The 18,332-nt window shown below is 27.9% G+C and carries 14 protein-coding genes; 3 read left to right on the forward strand and 11 right to left on the reverse strand.

Annotation, left to right across the window (positions count from 1 at the left end; genetic code table 11):
• Positions 1-212: 212 nt before the first annotated feature.
• Positions 213-1,241: a branched-chain amino acid aminotransferase gene (locus P3X86_RS06950; protein ID WP_483291938.1), complete on the forward strand. Its 1,029-nt coding sequence runs from the start codon at positions 213-215 to the stop codon at positions 1,239-1,241.
• A 56-nt stretch (positions 1,242-1,297) separates the two neighbouring features.
• Here P3X86_RS06950 and P3X86_RS06955 read toward each other — a convergent pair whose 3' ends face one another.
• From P3X86_RS06955 to P3X86_RS06980, 6 genes are all read right to left on the reverse strand, one after another.
• Positions 1,298-2,464: a GNAT family N-acetyltransferase gene (locus P3X86_RS06955; RefSeq protein ID WP_483291939.1), complete on the reverse strand. Its 1,167-nt coding sequence runs from the start codon at positions 2,462-2,464 to the stop codon at positions 1,298-1,300.
• A gap of 110 nt (positions 2,465-2,574) precedes the next feature.
• Entirely contained in the window at positions 2,575-3,171 is a 597-nt protein-coding gene (locus P3X86_RS06960) for a TerD family protein (RefSeq protein WP_483292537.1), read from the reverse strand.
• Positions 3,172-3,366: 195 nt separating this feature from the next.
• Positions 3,367-4,224 (reverse strand): AIM24 family protein, encoded by an 858-nt coding sequence (locus tag P3X86_RS06965; protein ID WP_483291940.1) that lies wholly within the window; start codon positions 4,222-4,224, stop codon positions 3,367-3,369.
• 109 nt (positions 4,225-4,333) lie between these two features.
• Positions 4,334-4,681, reverse strand: a complete 348-nt coding sequence (locus P3X86_RS06970; RefSeq protein WP_483291941.1) for a MazG nucleotide pyrophosphohydrolase domain-containing protein — start codon at positions 4,679-4,681, stop codon at positions 4,334-4,336.
• A gap of 125 nt (positions 4,682-4,806) precedes the next feature.
• On the reverse strand, positions 4,807-5,028 hold the full coding sequence (locus tag P3X86_RS06975; RefSeq protein ID WP_483291942.1) for a YdbC family protein: 222 nt from the start codon (positions 5,026-5,028) through the stop codon (positions 4,807-4,809).
• A gap of 87 nt (positions 5,029-5,115) precedes the next feature.
• Complete coding sequence (locus tag P3X86_RS06980; protein ID WP_483291943.1) at positions 5,116-5,997, reverse strand: DUF4392 domain-containing protein; 882 nt, start codon at positions 5,995-5,997, stop codon at positions 5,116-5,118.
• A gap of 275 nt (positions 5,998-6,272) precedes the next feature.
• Between P3X86_RS06980 and P3X86_RS06985 the strand changes: the two genes are divergently transcribed.
• The gene (locus P3X86_RS06985) at positions 6,273-8,126 is read left to right on the forward strand and encodes an ABC transporter ATP-binding protein (RefSeq protein ID WP_483291944.1); all 1,854 of its coding nucleotides are present in this window, start codon (positions 6,273-6,275) and stop codon (positions 8,124-8,126) included.
• Between the two features lie 46 nt (positions 8,127-8,172).
• Here the strand turns inward: P3X86_RS06985 and P3X86_RS06990 are convergent, their stop codons facing one another.
• The 5 genes from P3X86_RS06990 to P3X86_RS07010 all read right to left on the reverse strand — a co-directional run bounded on the left by P3X86_RS06990 (position 8,173) and on the right by P3X86_RS07010 (position 17,787).
• Complete coding sequence (locus P3X86_RS06990) at positions 8,173-8,493, reverse strand: DUF3870 domain-containing protein (RefSeq protein WP_483291945.1); 321 nt, start codon at positions 8,491-8,493, stop codon at positions 8,173-8,175.
• Between the two features lie 224 nt (positions 8,494-8,717).
• Positions 8,718-10,796 (reverse strand): leucine-rich repeat domain-containing protein, encoded by a 2,079-nt coding sequence (locus P3X86_RS06995; RefSeq protein WP_483291946.1) that lies wholly within the window; start codon positions 10,794-10,796, stop codon positions 8,718-8,720.
• Positions 10,797-10,826: 30 nt separating this feature from the next.
• Complete coding sequence (locus P3X86_RS07000; protein ID WP_483291947.1) at positions 10,827-13,019, reverse strand: leucine-rich repeat domain-containing protein; 2,193 nt, start codon at positions 13,017-13,019, stop codon at positions 10,827-10,829.
• Between the two features lie 224 nt (positions 13,020-13,243).
• Positions 13,244-15,478 carry a leucine-rich repeat domain-containing protein gene (locus tag P3X86_RS07005; RefSeq protein WP_483291948.1) on the reverse strand — a complete coding sequence of 745 codons (2,235 nt, stop codon included), beginning with the start codon at positions 15,476-15,478 and terminating at the stop codon, positions 13,244-13,246.
• A 137-nt stretch (positions 15,479-15,615) separates the two neighbouring features.
• On the reverse strand, positions 15,616-17,787 hold the full coding sequence (locus P3X86_RS07010) for a leucine-rich repeat domain-containing protein (protein ID WP_483291949.1): 2,172 nt from the start codon (positions 17,785-17,787) through the stop codon (positions 15,616-15,618).
• A 139-nt stretch (positions 17,788-17,926) separates the two neighbouring features.
• Here P3X86_RS07010 and P3X86_RS07015 point away from each other — a divergent pair, with 139 nt between their 5' ends.
• A complete protein-coding gene (locus P3X86_RS07015) occupies positions 17,927-18,289 on the forward strand; it encodes a hypothetical protein (RefSeq protein WP_483291950.1) in 363 nt (120 codons plus the stop codon).
• Positions 18,290-18,332 lie beyond the last annotated feature (43 nt).

Raw genomic sequence — 18,332 nt, forward strand, 5'->3', positions numbered from 1 at the left:
ATTTGAATAAACATAGTAATGACAAATAATTAAAATATTCTTAAAATTTTTTAAAAACTTGTGTTAACGTTTTACTTTTGTATATTTAGCTATTAAATTAATGTAACATTATCATTATTATTTCGTTTAATTGTGTTAAATGTATTGATATTTATATATAATTCTTGTAAGATATAGACAATAATATTATTATTTTAGAGGGGATGGATGTCATGACAAAAAAAGTTGATATCGACTGGGCTAATTTATCATTTAGCTATATGAAAACTGATTTCAGATATGTAGCAAAATGGAAAGATGGCAAATGGGATGAAGGTAAATTAGTTGAGGATAATATGTTGACAATAAGTGAAGCTTCTACAGCACTTCATTATGGTCAACAATGTTTTGAAGGATTAAAAGCATATAGAACTAAAGATAATAAAATACAATTATTTAGACCTGATGAAAACGCAAAGCGTTTAAATAGAAGCTGTGACAAATTATTAATGCCTAATTTTCCAGTTGAAAGATTTATAGACGCTTGTATGCAAGTTGTTAAGGCTAATGAAGCATATGTGCCACCTTATGGAACTGGTGCAACTTTATATCTTAGACCATTTTTAATTGGCGTAGGAGATAACATCGGTGTTAAACCAGCACCTGAATATTTGTTCTGCGTATTCTGCGTACCTGTTGGACCTTATTTTAAAGGCGGTTTAACTCCTGTTAATTTTGTCATCTCTGAGTCCTTTGATAGAGCAGCACCTTATGGAACTGGTGGAGCTAAAGTTGGTGGTAACTATGCTGCTAGTTTAGAAGCTCACAAGGTAGCTGTTGATAATGGATTTGCAGACTGTATCTATTTAGATCCAAAAACACATACGAAAATAGAAGAAGTTGGAGCTGCTAATTTCTTTGGTATAACTCACGATAATAAGTTTATAACACCTAAGTCACCATCAATACTTCCTAGTATAACAAAATACTCTCTTTTACATATTGCAAAAGAGTACATGAATCTTGAAACTAGTGAAGGTGATGTTTTGGTTGAAGATTTAGATCAATTTAAAGAAGCTGGAGCATGTGGAACAGCAGCTGTTATAACACCTATTGGTGGAATCGAGTACAGAGGTAAACTTCATGTATTCCACAGTGAAACTGAAGTTGGCCCTTTAACTAGGGAATTATACGATACTTTATATGGAATCCAGTTTGGAGATGTTAAAGCTCCAGAAGGTTGGATATACGAAGTTAAATAAATTAGAATAAGTTATGGGACTATCTCGCTGAGACAGTCCCATTTTATATAAAGCTTTTAGTCACAATCATCATTATCAATGTACCCTCTTAACTCTAACCATTCTCTTCTGAGAAGCCCTAATACACTCCCGTCATAGTAGTTACCATTCCTAAATACAAATGCTCTATCATTACCCTCTAATTTAAAGCCTATGCGTTCATAAAGCATTCTTGCTTTTTCATTAAAGTTAAAACACCCTAAATATACTCTATGCATGTTTAATTCTAAAAACGCATAGTCATTAAAAAGTCTTATAGCTTCTGATCCATATCCTTTGCCTCTATCTTTGTCACTTAATATCCCTAACCCAACCATTAAATGTCTGTTTTTTAAATCTATTATTCCTGCTCCAATTGTTCCAGCAATTCTACCATCTTTTGTTCTTATCCCAAATGATATCCCTTTTTTTAAAGTAAAGTAATCATTTTTTCTTTCTACTATTCTTTTATATTCTTGTATTTGTGCTGGTGCAGGCGCTCCTATATATCCATATTGTTTCTCATTTGAATTCTTAGATAACTCATACATAACTTTGATATCATCTTCATTAACTGGTGTTAAATCTATTTTTTCTCCAATTAGTAGTTGCTTTATTGGAGATAAGTTAACTTTTAACTTATAATCATCATCAAACTCTGTATTGCTAATATTTACGATTTCATCCTTGTATATTTTTTTGTTATTGAAATCTTCTTTTGTAATCCCCATTGCTAGCACATCTTTGTATTTTCCATTTATATAAAAATGTTCTCTTAAACGTGCCTCTATCATAAAGCCACTTGCTAATAAAATCTCCAACATTTGTCTTTTGCTACTTCTAATACGTATATTTAGTTTATTGTAGTTCAAGTCACCAAAACACTTTTGAACTATAATGTTTAATGCCTTAATCCCAAATGGCTCTTTATATTGCTTTGATACATAATATCTGATATGAGTATAGCCATTCTTTGTTATACTCATATCAAATATACAACAAGCTATCATAGCTCCGATCTCGTTTTCTACAACATAAACCCCATCTAAACTACTTGCTTCTTCAATTTTTTTTCTTAGCTTTTGCTCTCTTATATCGCTTGGTCCTTGAATTTCTATAGCATAATATTTTTGATTTTCATTTTCTAATTCCAAAATATCTTCTATATCTTTAAATGATGCAAGTCTTATTTGTAATCCTTTCATAGCTACCCCCATATCATTTATTTTAATATTCTTAAAACTCAGTATGTATTTATAGGGAATGTTTCGTACGAAACATTCCCTTTGTTAATAATTATATAAATGTAAATCTACTATTCAGCACTTACCCCATATTCAGCACATAAAGCTACTAATCCTTCAGTAAATCCTGAACCTACTGCTCTGAATTTCCACTCTCCACCATGTTTATACAGCTCTCCTACTACCAATGCTGTTTCAATAGAGTAATCTTCAGATAAATCATATCTCATAAATTCAGTTCCAGAACCAGCGTCTACTATTCGTGCAAATGCATTGTCTACCATACCAAAATTCTGACCTCTTGTTTCTGCTTCATTAATAGTTATACAAAATGCTATTTTTTCTATCTCAGGTGGCAATGAAGTCAAGTTTATTTCTACTGATTCATCATCCCCTGCTCCTGCGCCTGTTCTATTATCACCACTTAGAACTATAGCACCTTCTGGAATATTTTTATTGTTGTAAAATACAAAATCACTTGCATTTCTAACCTTTCCATCTGCTTTTAAAGCAAATGTGAATACATCTAGATCAAACTCATTTTGTCCATCATATTTATTTGTATCCCAGCCGAGTCCTACTTTAACAGTAGTTAATGGTCCGTTTACTCCCGCTCCTTGAGCACTTTTAGCAAGTGATACCTTTTGACCTTTTTTTAATGATACTATATTTGATGACGGTGCTGGAGTTGTTGTATTTGTTGGATTTGCTGTAGGCTGTGCTCCTCCAATTCCACCACCTATTCCTCCTCCTAGCCCTGCTGGCTGAGATGTCTCTGTAGCTTGTTGTTGATTATTTGTATTTGTAGTATTTAAACCACCTAATCCTCCACTTATGTTCATAATATTTCCTCCTCTTATTTGTTAGTCATTAAAAAATCTGCCTAGCGTTGATCCTATATTACCTAATGGATTTGAGTTGTTACCATTTTGTCCTCCCCCAAATGCTTGTCCAATATTTCCCATTGTATCACTTACATTATTCCTTGAGTTTTGATATGAGCTTCCTTGTCCTCTTGCCCTTCCACCTGAGTCTATAGATATATCTAATCCTGATTTTCTTTCTGATGGTTGAAGAACTACTGATTGACCTGCATTTTTAAAGTTGAACATATAAGATTCCCCAGAGGTTTGTCCTATTATTGTCTTCCAGTTAACATCAAGCTTTAACCCAGGGTCTGGACCAGTCCAACATATTATTGCATCTGGATCTACTCTACATGGACTTTGAAGCACTATTGCATTACCATCTGTGATAATTGCAACAAACCCTACTTCACCGGAATTGTTTTGAAAATTAGTCGTAAACAATCCCTTTTGTGATAACACTCCTGCTCCTATAAATCTCACTCCATATTTCAAGTTACCTGAAAATGCTAGTATATTCTCTGATTCTACTCCTAGTGATTCTCCTGGTTGTACAGGTATAACTTTAACATTTTTACCTTCCCAAGCAAATATGACCATTCCTTGTCCACTTACTTTCATTATCTCCATGTTTTCTCCTGTCAATCTTCTTGAAACTTGATTAACTATTCCTCTAACTAATCCTCCTCCATTCGGATCAAGCAGGATTTTCTCGTATTTGAATTGCCCCTGATCTGCTACCATTGCTCCTTTTTTAGCATACATTACTCCATTTCCTTGTGCTACGCATGAGAATGCTGGTGTTTGATCTGTTGCACCTGTCAATTTCTCATAGGTTTCTAATTTGTATCCCATTATGTAATACCTCCTTGGTGTTTGTTATATTATAAATTCATTATTTATTTTCTTAATCGGTTAATTGATTATTTTAATTATATAATAAATAATGTTAAAAATCAAGTTATTATATTTGATATTTTTCATATTCTTCTTTATAATTTCTAATTAGGTTTTTATCATATTTATCCTTGTATACTCTTGTGAATTCTTCTGAAGTTACTTTAAATCTATTTAATACATCCATATAGTACATCATTACATCTCCCATTTCTTCTATGAAACGTTCTCTTATTTCTTCGTTTTCCATTATGCTATTTATTCCTTTTTTCTTTATTATAGCTATTACTTCTCCAAGTTCTTCAACCATATACAATAAAAAATCTTTACTGTATTCTGGTTCCATAGGAGACCATCTTTCTTTGTTACTTTCCCACAGTAACTTTGATAGATTTAACATTTCTTCTATATTCATTTACTCTCATCACCTCATCATCAATGTATAATATTATATATAGTATTATATATAATTTGTGCTAATCGAACAAGCGTTTTCTCATATAAAAAAGACATATTAACTTAATATGTCTTTATATCGATTTACAATTCCATTTCATTGAGTATATCTCTGAGTTTCTTTAAATCTTCCGCTGAAAGTGTAATTCCCTTTCCCATTTTTTCATGACCTTCTGACCAATCTCTTATATCATATTTAGGAGCTCTAGAGTTCCAGCTAATTTTGTTCAACTCCTTTGACCATCCACTACTTGACTTAGATAATACTCCTAATTCTTCTACTATTTCATATTTGAATTCTGCCATTTTGCACCTCCTACTTATATTGTTGCATAATTTGACTATTTAAATTCTATGATAGAATATAACATATGTCAAATACCTTGCTTATGGTCATTTCTTTGTAAATTGGATAGTACACTCCAAAACAAAGTGTAACTCATGTATTATGCTTATATTCTCTTCTATACTTAGTCCATCAACTGTAGGAGTTTTTAACTTTGTAACGCCATCTACTGCCCCACACTCAGCCATAGAATATAACAACCTCTTTTCCATATCTATATCATGTAGCAACCGTTTGTTACTCATGATTGATAATCCTGCTATTATAGCATGCGCTCCCCAATTAGACACACCTGCTACTATTAAATAATCAGAACTAAATTCACTACAAATTAAATTTCCGTAGGCAACATGCTCCCTGATATAATTAGATATTTTCCCCATTCCTATCTCATTTCCTCCATCTCCTATTGCTATCGTTACTATCTTCATAGCTTTCGCATATTTAAACAATATATCTGTATTTGGTACTAGATGTGTTATGTCATCTCCATTCATTGAATAACAACACCTGTCTTTAGCTCTCCCTGGCCTTTCTACTGCTACTATATGAGAAGGTTGGTATTGTTTTAATAATGCTAATGAATTTGCCTCTACATCTGTTTCTTTAATTATCTCTATATCTATCCTATCTCTTATCTCTACCTCTAAACTGCATTTTTTCACTATATTTACAGAATATTTATCTGTTACTATAATTACTTTTTTTTCTAGCTTGAGTAGAGCATTTGCAAGAGCTACTGCTCCTAATGGTCCATCTGTTTCTCCTACAAGTACATCTTTAATCACAAATCCTGTGACTATCATGATTACTTTACTTTTTATCAATTCATTACAAATACATTCTAATTCCCCTTTTAAATAAACTCCACCCATATTTCTATTGTCTAGATTTTTTCTCATGATTCCTTCTATTTTTTCAAGTGACATGTTATCCCTCCGTTTTATCAACATAAAAAAACCCACAACAACATAAAGTCAGTCATGGGTCTTATCTACAATTGTATATAAAGGTCTTTTATATACCAATAAATAAAACTATTATTTACTTGATTACATTATACTATAAAATTTGTGTTTTTTAAATGAATTTTGCCAACTCATTTTTTTGGTATTTTTACCACAATTTAGACAAGTTTTTATTGACTTTTGCACGTAAATATTATAAATTAGAAATAGCTAGTCCATGTAAAAGGAGGTAGTATATGACAAAATCTGAAACGAATCCCCAAGAATTTAGCATTAAGAATATTTTCAGCTCATTTAAATACTGGCCTAGGATACTTAAACTCCTTTGGAATTGTAATCATAAGTATCTAATAGTTATAATGTTACTTAGTATTTTAATCGGTATTATGCCTGTTGTAAATATAAATGCTATGAGAAATTTAATCAATGTTGTTCAAAAGGGAGGTAATAATTATAGAAGTGTACTAAACGCATTCATTTTTTTAATTTCAGCTTCGCTTTTTGCAAACTTATTGTCTCTAGCAAAAAATTATTTTGAAAATCTATTCCAAACTATTATGACTTATGACATCAAAGTTGATATAATAGACAAAGCAAAAAAACTATCACTAGCTGATTTCGAAAACCCAAATATCTATGATAAGCTTCAAAGAGCTCAAAATGAAGCTGGTTATAGACCATTTTCTGTTTTCACATCTATTCTTGCTATTATTAGTAGTGTTTTAACGCTTGTAACTTCTGCTGGAGTTATTTTTATGTGGAAATGGTGGGCAGCTGTTTTATTAATCATTGTTCCTTCTTTTTCTACTATAAGTCTTTTAAAACAAGGGCAAAAAGAGTTTTTGTTACAATGGAAAAGAGCTCCAAAGCATAGAAAGTCATGGTATCTTGAATTTTTACTCACTAGAGATGCATCTGTAAAGGAAGTTAAGCTTTATAATTTGGGCAATCACTTAGTAGAAAAATATAAGAAATTTTATAAAGGTTTTTATCGTGAAGATAAAGCTATGACTAAAAGAAGATTTTCTCTTACTCTAGTCTTTGATATGATAAACGAAATAGCTGTAAACGGTGTGAGAGGATTAGTAATTTATAGTACATATATCGGAAAGCTTTTTATTGGAGATTTGTATGCATTTTTAAGCACTACAAAGCTAGTCCAGTCAAACTCTCAATTAGTTTTAAATACAATGTTTCGTATGTACCAAAACAATTTATACATAAAGCAATTATTTGATTTTTTAGATTTACCTGTTGATGAAAACAATAAATCTAGCTCTAACGGTTTAGCATTAGATACAATAAAAGATATTGAATTTAAAAATGTATCTTTCAAATACCCTAATAAAGATATCTACGTTTTAAAAAATCTAGATTTTAAAATATCTGCTGGTGAAAAAATAGCTATAGTAGGTGAAAATGGTTCTGGAAAAACTACAATAATAAAACTAATGTGCAAACTCTACGATAACTTTGAAGGTGATATCTTAATTAACGGTATATCTATAAAAGACTATGATGAAAATTCATTGAGAAACAAGATGTCTATCGTTCTGCAAGATTTTGTAAAATACCAACTAACTGTAAGAGAGAATATTGCATTTGGCGATCTAAAATATATTGAAGACAATGAAAAAATAATAGCCTCCGCGAAACGTTCTGGTATTAATGATTTTGTTATGAACCTTCCTGACTCTATTGATAGTCAATTGGGTGTCTGGTTTGAAAAAGGAACACAATTATCAGGTGGTCAGTGGCAAAAAATTGCACTATCTAGAGCTTTTATCAGAAAGTCTGATATATATGTTCTAGATGAGCCTAGCTCGGCTTTAGACCCCTTATCTGAAAAAGATATATTTGATAAGTTCTTTGAATTATGTAAAGACAAAATAGGTATATTTACTTCTCATAGATTTTCAACTGTTAGATTTGCAGACAAGATATTAGTATTTAAAAAAGGTAATCTAATCGAATGTGGCACACATGAAGATTTGATGGCAAATAAAGATTACTATTCGAAGCTTTATAGTATACAAGCAACACCTTTTAAGGATAACAACGATAGAAATAAGGAATACGAATGTGTTTAATAAATAAAGGGGGCTAATTGATAATCGTTAGCCTCCTTTATGTTAGTTATTTTGAAATCATAATATACTTATTTCTAGCATCTTTTACAGAGGCAATAACTGCTTTTTGTGCCATTCCGTAAAATCTAGTATTAACCTCTTGTACTATTTTATCTATATCTTTCACAAGGTTATAACCTATCAGCATTGACCTGATAAAATCTGTTGTGGCATCTTTGACCATATTACATGTGGCATCTATTATTTTACTATTATCTTTTTTTACTACTAAGCCAATAAAAAATATATCGTATAAAGCAGTTATGGGGTCAGTTTTGCTTATTTTAGCAGTTCCAAGAATGTATATAGTATTTTTATCATATAGCATATTTTCACCTCTACTAAATGTATTATCTAAATGTTCATATCATAGTCAGTAAGTTTACCATCTACATATATGAACTTAGCTATTTAAAATTCATAATCTCTCATCCATCCTAAAATAACTTATTTCTTTCAGACATATTAAGTTCTCCTAGATTATCGCTATCAATCAATTTAAGTATGCTTATTGCTATCTTTTAAATCACCCGAAAAGTATCTTCACTTCATTTAATAAACAAATACATTATTATATTTTGTAATAGTTTCATCATCTATTTCATTACCTAAAACATTTATCTTATACAAATGCTCCAGCTTCGATAAAAATTCCCAGTCATTAATTTTGTTATTTTTTATACTTAAAATCATTAATAATTTTGTGTGGTCAAATAAGCTTTGGTTTATATTCTTTATTTTATTGTTATCAATACTTAATATATACGTTTCTTTTAAGTTCAACTCATTTATATTCATTATCTTGTTGTTATTCAAAAATAAATATGCTGTCTCTACGTTCTTGATTGGTGATATATCCGAAATATTATTATTATTCAAGTTTAGAACTTTTAAGTATTCTATATCTTTTAAGCCAGATAAATCTTCAATGTCATTGTTCATTAAATAAAGCTCTGTTAAATTCATAAGATTCTCTATAGGTTTTAAATCTTTAATATTGTTATGTTCTAAATATAATCTTTCTATATCACTATTTTTCATGCCTTCTAAAAAAGTTAAATCACTTATTTCATTATTGGTTAAACTTAGATATCTCAAGTTGTTTAACTTATTTAAACTTGGCATATCTTTAATCCCATTATTATCTAGATATAAATGATTAAGATTTATATTCTCATTTAGAACACTTATATTTGCTATCTTATTATTAGTTAGATCTAAAAACTCCAGTCTTTTTATGGTAGCTAATTTAGATACATCAACAATATCATTATCATATAGTATTAATGTTCTTAGATTTTGCAAATTTTCTATACCATCTAAATATTTTAGTCTTTCGTAGCCATTGTATATTAGTTCTCCAATACTAAGGCAGTCATATATATAAAGATCACCCTGTGGTTTATTTATTAGCTGTCTAATAGACTTTTCTAAGGCTTTATCCTTAAACTCTACTATCTTTTCGGTATCTATTTCTTCAAAAGTACTTGCATATACTTCCTTCTTTAATTTATTTAATGTAGTTCTAAAGCTTAATGGTACATTTTTATAACTAAACATATGTTTATCTTTATATTTCATTTCTCTATACTCATCCTTGTATTGATAATCTATCTTTATCTGCTGTATTCTGTTTTTCGCATCAATCTCAATAATTATATCTGCTTTAAACTCTCTTGATTCATTTTCTTCTATCCATGTATTAAATATTAATTCATAATATATATTAGCGTCATATGTAGTAATTGTATATATATGTTTATCACTACCTGTTTCTTCATATTTAATAACTAACTTCTCTTTGTTGATATAGTTTATTAAATCTAACTTAAACATTTCAATATCATAAATTGGTAATTGATCAAAACCTTTAAATGCTGTCATATTATCAACATCTCTATCAATGTAAATAGAATCTGCCTCACTATACACTGGCTTTTTTCCATTGGCAATCATTTTTATACCAGCCATTCCATCTCTAAAGTAATAGCTTTTAACTATATCTAGTCCCTTTTTATCTAATTTCACCTGTCCATCTAAGTTTTTTAAAAAAACTGGGTTGAACCTTCCAGTCTTGTTATATCCTCTTATATTACAATAAGTTTTACTATTTGTATTTTTGTAGTATTTATCATCTTCTGTAACGAGCTTTTCGGTATGGATTGAATCTATTTCAAAATAATTACTATTGTATCTTAGATTAGCAATCATACTATAAAGTTTCTCGTAATCTGTATCTATTAATACCTCTTTTTTTTCTTGATCAAATACGACTTTACAAAGCATGTTCTCTTCAAAAAATTTAGCTTCAGCATAAAGCTCAACATTGTATAAATAGTCATATTTTGTGTATCTTTCATCTGTTATATAATCTTCGTCAATATAAAATTTCCTATTTATATCATCTCTACTAACTAAAAAATCTTGATTTGTAAGCTTTACTTCAAATTTTAAAAGCTTAAGTGTATCGCTAACTGGTAAGTAAACTTTTTGATTATGTTCTATTATTGGATGGAAAATTTCCATCTCTTTATTGTCAAGCTTCACTTTCCACTCGCTCTCTGCTTTAACACTCTTGCATGTTATAATCATAAATACTATCATAAAAAAGACAGCTGTTTTATTTTTCATTTGTTAACCCCCTATAAGTAGTTCTAAACCTTAATCTTTATTTCTAGATAATATATCTTTATATTTTTCAATATCTTCTTTTTTTATTGGATTATGTTCTACGTATATTAATTGTATGTATTTTAGCTTAGATATGAAATCTATATTTTTTATTTTATTATAACTAATATTTATAAGCCCCATTTCTTTATCTTTAAATAATTCCTCATTAATATATTCAATTTGATTATTGTTTATAGCTAAACATTTCAAATTCTTCATAGGTAAAGTATCTACTCTTTTTATCTCATTATAGTCAAGATATAAATAAACTACTTCTAAGTTCTTTAAAGGTGTTATATCTTTTATTTTATTAAATGATAATTTAATTGCTTTTAAAGTATCCATTTTCTTTAATTTAGATAAATCTTGCACACCATTTACTGATAAGTTTAGATACTCTAAATTCATATCGTCAAAATTACTCAAATCAGTAACCTTGTTATTCTCAAGATTGAGTGACTTAAGATTAGTAAAAACACTTAAATACTTAGCGTTAGATATATTGTTATTTTCAAGATTTAGGTTCTCTAGATTGTTAAATTCTCCTTGACTTATTTTCTCCAAAGCTTTTAAACTAGATATGTTGTTTGTAGATAGATTTAGTTTCTTTACGTGCTTCATACTTTGAATGTTACTAATATCACTTATTTTATTATTTGATAAATTTACCATAACCAAATCAGTTAATTTATCTACTCTAGGAATTTCACTTATTTTGTTACCTTCAAAATCTATTTCCTGCAGGTCAGTTAAATAATTGATGCAGGATATATCTTCTACTAAATTGTTTTTAATAGATAGCTTTTTTATTTTTTTTAATTTTTTAAGTGGAGTTATGTCTTTTATTAGATTGCCGTCTAATCTTATAAGTTCTAAGTTTGGCATGTTCTCTATATCTTTTATACTTTTTATTTTTTGATCTTTGTACTTATCAATGTCTATACTTTTCAATGAATATAGTTCATATCCATATATGTCACTTTTGGGTTTGTTCAACAAATCTCTAACTATATTTTCAAAAGCTTTATCATTAAATTTTATAACTTCATATGCATTTTTACTATCAAACTCTTCTTTATATACTTCTTTTACAAGGCTTACTAGTGAAGTATCTAATTCATTAATATTTTTAAGCATGCTAAATCTAAGATTTACTTTTTGTTTGATACTTGTTTTATTCCCTTCGTCTATAGATATGTAATACTCAAATTCATTAATATTATAGTTTTTGTCATAACCAAATATAAATTCTAGTTTAGATTTAGTATTAGGCATGAAGCCTGTAGGAATGTTTAGCAAACAAGCTATTGCTTGGTTATCAGTAGTTATAATTTTAACTCTGTTTTTACTCCCAATATTACTTAATTGTATCTTAACTTTGTCATTACTTATTAAGCTATTAATTGACCATCTACATTCTCTAATAGTTCTTATAGCTCCATTATAAAAAGTATGTGATTCATTGAAGTCTTTACCATATTTCTTCATACCATCTATCGTTACTATAAAACCTTTTATATCTCCATAATAAAAATAATCTAGTTTTGCATTCGTTTTCTTTCCGTCTACTAAATGCATACTAGATGCTTTAAAAACGCTTTTTATAGGTTGACCTCTATCAAATAAACATAAAGTTTTGCCTGTGAGTTTTTCTTCATAAACATTTCTATTCATATCATCCTTATGTCTACAGTACTCATCTACTACTATTTCATATCTTCCACTATTGTAACTCATCTTATGGAGTGATGCTATGAATTTTGTGTATTTTGTATCGATATATAGTTTTTTGTCTTTCTTAGATATTTTTATATTTGCAAACATATTATTTTCGATAAAACTACTATCCACATACAATGTATTGTCTTTAGTTGTAGTTTTATGTTTAGTCATTGCATCATACACAACACTTTCATATATCATATAATAACCTATCTTTGAATCTTCATCTTTGACAATTATCTTACCGTATTTATCAATTTCAATATCAAAGCCTATTATTCCAAACATATCAACTAAAGGAAAAAATATTTCATCTCCTTCGCTAAATGGTTGATTCTTAATCTCTACCAACTTTTCATCCTTATATATCTTCCATGTATCTTGCTGCGCATTTGCCTGTGTTTTTAATCCTATTATAAACATGGATGCTATTAAACATATCATCACTTTTTTCTTCATAAACTCCTCCTTTTAAGCTTCAAAATATACCATCTAATGGTTATTATACCATATAATTTATCTATTATTGTCATGGATGTTTTTAAAAAGTCAATATAGATAAAAAGAACTACTAAATAGAATTAACTACTATGTCTATACCTATTAAACAACAAAATATAGGTACTGTATACAGCACCTATATTTTTACTATAGCTTACAAAGTGTCTATAAACAATCTGCTTCTAATCCATATTATATTCTTTTGATTTGTCTAATTTTTTCTTGTACTTGATCAAATCTTCTTGCTCTATTGGGTTTGAATCAACGTATATTGCTCTTAATTGAATTAGCTTAGATATAAAATCGATACTTTTTATTTTATTATTGTTCATATTTATACCTATTAATCCACTCCCAGTAAATATATCTTCATTTATATATTCAATTTGATTATTGCTTATCGATAATAGCTCCAATTTGCTAATAGGAAGCTCATCTATCTTTTTTATCTGATTATAATCAAGCATTAGTGAAACAACTGTTATGTCTTTTAGTGGTGTTATATCTTTGATATTATTACTCCTTAAATTAAGTAATTTCAAATTCTCCATTTTCTTTAGCTTTGATATGTCCTGCAATCCGTTTTTAGATAAATCTAATACATATAAATTCATTCCATCAAAATCACTCAAATCACTAATTTTATTATTAGATAAATAAAGAAACTTAAGATTAGTCAAAACGTTCAAATATTTAGCACTAGATATATTATTATTTGAAAGTTTGAGTTCTTCTAATTTACGGCAGTTGCCTTGATTAATATCTCCTAACTGTTTTAAGCTAGATATATTATTATTACTTAAATCTATTTTTTTAACATTTCTAATGCTTCTTATATTACCAATATCGTCTATCTGATTGTTTGATAAATTTACTTTGGATAATCTATACAACTTATCTACACATGGTACTTTCTTTATTTTGTTGCCTTCAAAGTCTATCTCTTGTAAATCCATCATAGAATTTATACATGATATATCTTCTATGTGATTGTTTTTTATAGACAATTTTTCAATCTCATTTAACGCTTTAAGTGGAGATATATCTTTAATCAAATTATCATCTAGCTTAAGTGTCTTTAAGTTTATAATGTTCTCTATGCCCTTTATACTTTTTATTTTACCATTTTGATTTTTAAATTCGGTAGTATCTAAATTTCTTAATGAATATAGTTGATACCCAAATATGTCCCCTTGTAGTTTGTTTATTTTAAACCTGATAATATCCTCAAAAGCTTTATCTTCAAATTTTACTATATTAAATGCATTTGTATTTTTAAACTCTTCACCATGTACTTTCTTAATAAGGTTAATTAACGAATTATCTAGTATCTTTGTATTTTTTAGTTTACTATATTTTGAATTTATTTTTTCTACAACTTTATGATTTTCATTATATATACATATGTAGGCTTTGGTTTCTACAATTTCACAATTCTTATCGTATACATATGTTAGTTCTAACTTAGATTTAGTAGTACTAGGTACAGTTTTTCTAGTTAATTCCAAAAACTTAAATATTTCATTACTATCTATAGATGTTATTATAACTTTACATTTAGTACCTATATTACTTACTTTTATACTGAATTTATTATTATCTAACAATTCACCTATTTCGTATCTTGCTTTTTTCACTATGTCTATATTATCTAATATCTCTCTTTTTCTAATATTAACAATCTTTAATTCTTCTCTTTTAAAATCATAGAAATCCTTACCATAACTCTCTTTACCATCTACAGTCAATATAGCACCTAGTATATTATTATAAAAGCACTCTACCTTTGCTTTCTTTTTTCCTTCTTCTGTATAGTAATCAATATCTGAACTAAAGACAACTGCGTCACTGAATCCATGCGCTAATTTAATTAAGGTTTTATCTTTATACTTATTCTTGTATATAGTTTTTCCTTCTTTTTTTAAACTTGCATAGCTATCTCTTGTTATTTCATATTCTCCACTACAATTAATCATTTTGTAAAGCGATGTCAAAAATTCAGGCAACCTTATATTAATATGTACTGTTTTTTTATCTTTATTTATCTTTACATGCGATAGTAAGTTGTTTTTTATAAAATTACTATCTACATACAACATGCCATCTTTATATTTGATTTTATATATATCAAATATATCAAATAAATCATCGTTTTTAAAACAATATAGCACCGTTAAATCTTCATTTTTAATAATCAGATTGTTATATTTATCAAACTCAGATTTAAACCCCATGATTTTTAACATATCTTCTAAAGGAAAAAATATTTCGTCTCCTTCGCTAAATGGTTGATTCTTAATCTCTACTATCTTTTCATCTCTATATATTGTCCATGTAACTTTCTGTGCGTTTACCTGTGTTTTTATTCCTATTATAAACATGATTACTACTATAATTAATGTTAACTTTCTTTTCACAAAACCCCACCTTTTATTATTCTTCCATCTAATGGTTATTATATCATATTACTTGTTTATTATGGTCTTGCATGTTTTTTTAAGTTAACATAGGTAAAAAGCACTAAGCTTTAAATAACTCAGTGCTTTAGAAATTGTTATTTATATTCTACATTATGAAATTGTTTTAATACTTCATCCTCTATCAAGTTACCTTTCATATTAATTTCCATTAAATCCTTTAATTTATACAAAAAACCAATCCCATTATCATTTATTTGATTATTGGCTAAGTCAAAATAAAATAGCTTATCACATTTATTGAAAATCTTAGGATGTATCGTTTTAATATGATTATTGGATAAACTCAGTAACTCGATATCACCAATCAATAAATTATCAATGCTAGTAATATTGTTATAATCTAATGATAATGTTTTTATTTTAGTATAGTTTAGTGGTGTTACATCACTTATATTATTGTGACTAAGATATAGACTTTCTACATAGTCAATATTTTCAAAAACCTTTAAGTCACTTATTTTATTCATTGATAGATTTAAATATGACAAATATTCTAAATTGTCCACAGGAGTTATATCTTCAATATTATTTTTTATTAGTTCAAGTTCTTCCAAATTGCTAGTTATGTATTTTAAAGGCTCTAGATCAACAATTTGATTCTCATTTAAGATTAACTTTTTTAGGTTTGTTTGTTTACTTAGATTTGGTATGTACATTATTTTATTCTTAGTCAAATCCAAAAGTTCTAACATTTTCATATCACACACCCATGACATATCTACAATATCACAGTTATTTAGTATTAGTGTCTTCACTTTTTTCATATTTTTTAGTGTTGAGAAATCTGCTGTTTTAGCATTTGTTATATATAAATATTCTAAGTTATTTAAGTTTGCAAGCTTTGATATGTCCTTTAATTTGCATCCATCAATAACTACGAATTCTAAATTACACATGTTTTCTATACCATCTAAACATGTAATTTCTCTGTTTAATAACGTTATTGCATTTACATTCAATAAGTCATAAACATGTATAGTGCCTGATTTTAAATCTATTTTCTCTCTTATAGTTTTTTCTAATTCTTTATCTTTAAAATTAACTATTTTATCTATATTAATGCTTGGATAATATGATTTGTAAATTTCTCTTTTCAGACCAGATATTTCTTTACTGAAGTTGTCTGGTTTTTTTATATACTTAAATGTATACTCATTTTGAATAAAATCAATTAGATTATCATCTTTAAAATGACCAAAAAATCTCATATTATCTATTCTATTTTTTTTATCAATACTAACTAATAATATTGCAGTTTGCTCTTCATCTTTATCCAGTTCGCTTAGTTTTACGTTTTTGTTATTAAATACTTTATAGTATATCTCCATATCTTTAATACTTATATAATAATCGTATTTATTAAGCGTACTATCTCTATCTATACTTCCTATTTCAACTAAACCAAGCCTAGCGTATTCAAGTAAATAATTATAAAAATTGTCTATTTCATCTATTGTAAATCCCCTATTATACTCTACAACATATCCCTCTGAATCTATATTACTCTTATCATGTAATGGCGAATAAAACTTTTCTCTTTTATTCTTTGTGTATTTAAGTCCTCCTAACATACCTTGTTTGAACTCTTTTATATCTACATTGCAAAGAGTCTCCCCCTGCTCTGTGAGTTTTAATTCACCGCTTATATCTTTAACTTGAGTAATTTTAAACATTCCTGTGTTTGAGCCCTTAATGTCGCAACTTGTTTTACAATTTTTTTCAATATAAACAAGTTGTTCTTTATTTATGTTAAACGTATCTACAATTTCATTAGATTTTATCTCTATAAAGTTATCATTATATACTAAGTTTGCAAAACCACTAAGTAACTCTGAATACTTTGTATCAATAAATATTTCTTTTTTTTCATCACTAAAAATAACATTACTAATTAGATTGTCTTGAAAAAAAAACTCATTAGCATAATAATTTCCATTTATAAAATAACAACAATATGTTTTATTTCTACAATTTTGTAGACTATTCTTGTAATAATCGAACTTCATTGTAACACCATTTTTTTTCATGATTATCACATGGTTATCTATTTGTATATCAAATCCTAATAATTTACCAACATCCTTCACGGATAAATACACAGAACTCCCTTCAGTATGTACTACATTTTCACTTAAAGTTATAGTCTTACCATCTTTGACAATCTTCCAATCACTTTGTGCAAATACACTTTTACTTGAAAAAACCATTAAAAACAATACCAATAAAAACATAGTTCTCTTTTTCATTAATGCAACCCCCTATTATCTATGGCATACAAGGATTATTATACCATATTTTTTATCAGTTTTTGTCATTTATTTGTTTACAATGGTTTTTTTTTATATTAATATATATATTGTTAAAACTATCAAAGGGGGTTTTTATATGGAAGAAATGAAAAGTATTGAAAATGCTGAGAATATGAATAATACAGAAGAAGACATTGAATCAGAGGAAATAGAAGATACTAGTAGTCCTTCAGGATTTTTTGTTTTTACAGTTATTATGGGCTTTGTAATGTTCATAGTTTCTGCAGCTTTTCTTCACAAAGGTCATGATAAAATGTGTAATTATAGCACAGGCTATTTCAAACAAAATGCATATGTTGGTGGAGATGCATACAACTATATTATAAACAGCAATTATTCTACTTCATTTTTCGTTCTTGCTACGTTGTTTGCACTTCTTGGAGTGGGCATAATTATAATAGGTTATTTGCATAGAATAGCAATCAAAAATAACGATTAACGAAAAATATAAAATAATTAACACAATACTTGGGAATGAAATG

Source organism: Abyssisolibacter sp. ZYX002 (genome assembly GCF_056892235.1).